At 59.9% G+C, this 2,662-nt stretch carries 4 protein-coding genes; all 4 read right to left on the bottom strand.

The genetic code is table 11. The features are described 5' to 3' along the window. The coding region (locus tag Q0C48_RS10955) for a thiamine pyrophosphate-dependent enzyme (RefSeq protein ID WP_291524289.1) at positions 1-591 on the bottom strand (591 nt) is incomplete at its 3' end. Then, complete coding sequence (locus Q0C48_RS10950; protein WP_291524287.1) at positions 584-934, bottom strand: carboxymuconolactone decarboxylase family protein; 351 nt, start codon at positions 932-934, stop codon at positions 584-586. The genes Q0C48_RS10955 and Q0C48_RS10950, both read right to left, overlap by 8 nt. A 35-nt stretch (positions 935-969) precedes the next feature. Continuing rightward, complete coding sequence (gene gpmI / locus Q0C48_RS10945; RefSeq protein ID WP_291524286.1) at positions 970-2,493, bottom strand: 2,3-bisphosphoglycerate-independent phosphoglycerate mutase; 1,524 nt, start codon at positions 2,491-2,493, stop codon at positions 970-972. Continuing rightward, on the bottom strand, positions 2,490-2,651 hold the full coding sequence (locus tag Q0C48_RS10940; protein ID WP_291524290.1) for a putative PEP-binding protein: 162 nt from the start codon (positions 2,649-2,651) through the stop codon (positions 2,490-2,492). Before Q0C48_RS10940 ends, gpmI begins: the two co-directional genes overlap by 4 nt. Positions 2,652-2,662: the final 11 nt, after the last annotated feature.

Raw genomic sequence — 2,662 nt, 5'->3', positions numbered from 1 at the left:
TGTGTATAAGAGACAGCGCTTGTAGACCTCGGTGACGGCGGAGTGCCGGTGAATCTCGGTGCCGATCTGATAATGGTTGTTCTCACAGACAAAGAAAATGGGCAGTTTCCACAGGGCGGCCATGTTCAGGGATTCGTGAAACGTACCCTGGTTTACCGCACCATCACCGAAGAAGCAGAGCACGGCTTCGGGCAGTTTACGATAGGCCACCGCGTAGCCCGCGCCCAAAGCAATGGGGAAGGTCTCACCGACGATGGCGTAACCGCCCAGAAAGCGCCGGTCCTTATCGAAAAGATGCATGGAGCCGCCCATACCGCCGCTGACCCCGGTTTTCTTGCCGTACAGTTCGGCCATGATCTGCCGTGCCGGAATGCCGCGCACCAGGGCATGGACGTGCTCGCGATAGGTACTGACCACGTAGTCGCCCGGCTCAGCCGCATGCAGCACACCGACCGCCACGGCCTCTTCACCGGGGTACAGGTGCAGAAAGCCGGCGATGTTGCCCTGGGCGTAGCCCTGTGCCGCCGCCTCTTCAAAGGCCCTTGCGCGCAACATGTCGCGGAGCATGGCCGCCATTTGTGCCTTATCCATGGCTTTCTTCCGGCAAAAACGCATCGACGGCCTCGGTCAGGCGCACTAGATACATGAGCGCCGGGCCACCATGCATGAGCACCGCTAAAAAGCCTGCACTCATGATTTCATCGCGGGTGGCTCCGGCGGCAACGGCGCCTTTGACATGGAGGGCAATACACCATTCACATTGGGCGGCAACGGACAGTGCTACATTGATCAGTTCCTTCTGCGCCTTGCCCAGGGCCGGATTACCCTCGGTCTTCCCCATAAAACCGAGGAAGGCATTGATTTCGGCGGGATACTTGTCTTTGAGACGTTCGGTGAGCTGAGCGATTTCGTTGACGCGATCATTGGCACGCATAACGTGTTCTCCTTAGTTCTGATAGGAAAGTGCTTTCAGGCGAGCCAGTTTTTGAGGAGGATGCTATGTCCCGTCATTTCTTTGGGCTGCGGCAGACCCATGAGCTCCAGGATGGTGGGGGCGATGTCGGCGATGCCGCGGCCGATACCCAGGCGCGCGCCCGGTTCCCCGATCAGCAGCATGGGCACCGGATACACCGTGTGCTGGGTGTGTGGCTCGCCGGTGACCGGGTCCACCATCTCGTCGCAATTGCCATGATCGGCGGTGAGGATGACCTTGAAGTTTTGCTGTCGGGCCACTTGCAGCACCCGGTGAAACTGCAGGTCGAGGGTCTCCACCGCGCGCAGGATGGCGGGGATTTTGGCGGTATGGCCGACCATGTCACCATTGGCAAAGTTCACCAGTACAAAGGCGTAATCACCACTCTCCAGTGCCGCGATAATCCGATCCGCCACCTGAGGCGCGCTCATCTCTGGCTTCAGGTCATAGGTGGCCACCTGCGGTGAGGGGATGATCTCGCGATCTTCACCCGGAAAGGGGTCTTCCCGCCCGCCATTAAAAAAATAGGTCACGTGGGCGTATTTCTCGGTCTCGGCGCAGTGGAACTGCTTCAGACCGGCGTCGCTGATCACTTCGGCCAGGACCCTGTCGGGAATTTCGGGGGGGAAAAGGACTGGAAAGGGATACTCGTCGTTGTAGGAGGTCATGCACAGGGCACGTCTGGCGGCCTCGCCCTGCCGGTCGAAGTGCTTGAAGTCGGGCATGGCGACGGCCGCACTCAACTGACGCATGCGATCCGAGCGGAAGTTAAAGAAGAAGACCGGCTCATCGGCGGCTATGCGGTTTTGTTGCGGATCGCCGATGATGGTGGGCGGAATGAACTCATCCCCCTCACCGCGCTTCCAGGCCGCATGGATGGCGGCCTCAGCACTGTCCGCAGTGAGTCCTTCCCCGCGCAACAGAGCGGCCCAGGCCTTTTCCGTCCTGTCCCAGTATCCGGCGCGGTCCATGGCCGTATAGCGCCCGCAGACGGTGGCAATGCGGCCCTTCCCCAGCTTGTGCAGGGTTTCCTCCACCTGACGGGCGTAAAGGTCGGCGCACTGCGGCGCCGTATCACGACCGTCAGTAATCATGTGGATAAGCGGTTCCACACCCCTTGCCACCACCAGCGGCAGGATACCCAGCAAATGCTCGATATGGGAGTGCACGCCACCATCGGAGACCATGCCTACCAGATGCAGGCGTTTGGCGTCTCTGAGCATATCCTGCCAGGCCGGAATCCGCGCAAAACTGTTGTTCGCCAGGCTATCGGAAATGCGCACCAGATCCTGCAGGAGAATCCGCCCCGAGCCCAGGGTGAGGTGACCCACCTCCGAATTGCCGAATTGTCCGTCCGGCAGGCCCACTGCCCGTCCCGAAGCCTGCAGGGCGGTATGGGGGAAACTGGCGAAATAGTGATCAAGATGCGGCGTGTGCGCCTGTGCCCAGCCATTAAAAGCGCGATTGGGATTGAGACCGAAGCCGTCAAAAATCACCAGTAATACCGGGTTGACCTTCATGCCCCTCCGCTCCGCTTTTTTTCCACGTCGAGCACATGCAAGGTCGTCGCCAGTACCGTATCCGGATTCAGGCTCATGGACTGAATGCCGATTTGCACCAGAAACTCGGCCATCTCCGGATAGTCCGAAGGGGCCTGTCCGCAAAGCCCGGAGTGAATGCCATTACGAG

This window comes from Acidithiobacillus sp. (assembly GCF_023255755.1).
In the GTDB taxonomy this organism is placed as follows: domain Bacteria; phylum Pseudomonadota; class Gammaproteobacteria; order Acidithiobacillales; family Acidithiobacillaceae; genus Acidithiobacillus.
Note: the sequence above shows the minus strand (reverse complement) of the source record. Positions and strands in the feature narration are given on the sequence as shown.

Bases quoted from the DNA above. Each gene is read 5' to 3' on its own strand.
- Q0C48_RS10950 (WP_291524287.1), bottom strand. From the start codon at position 934: ATGCGTGCCAATGATCGCGTCAACGAAATCGCTCAGCTCACCGAACGT.
- gpmI (WP_291524286.1), bottom strand. From the start codon at position 2,493: ATGAAGGTCAACCCGGTATTACTGGTGATTTTTGACGGCTTCGGTCTC.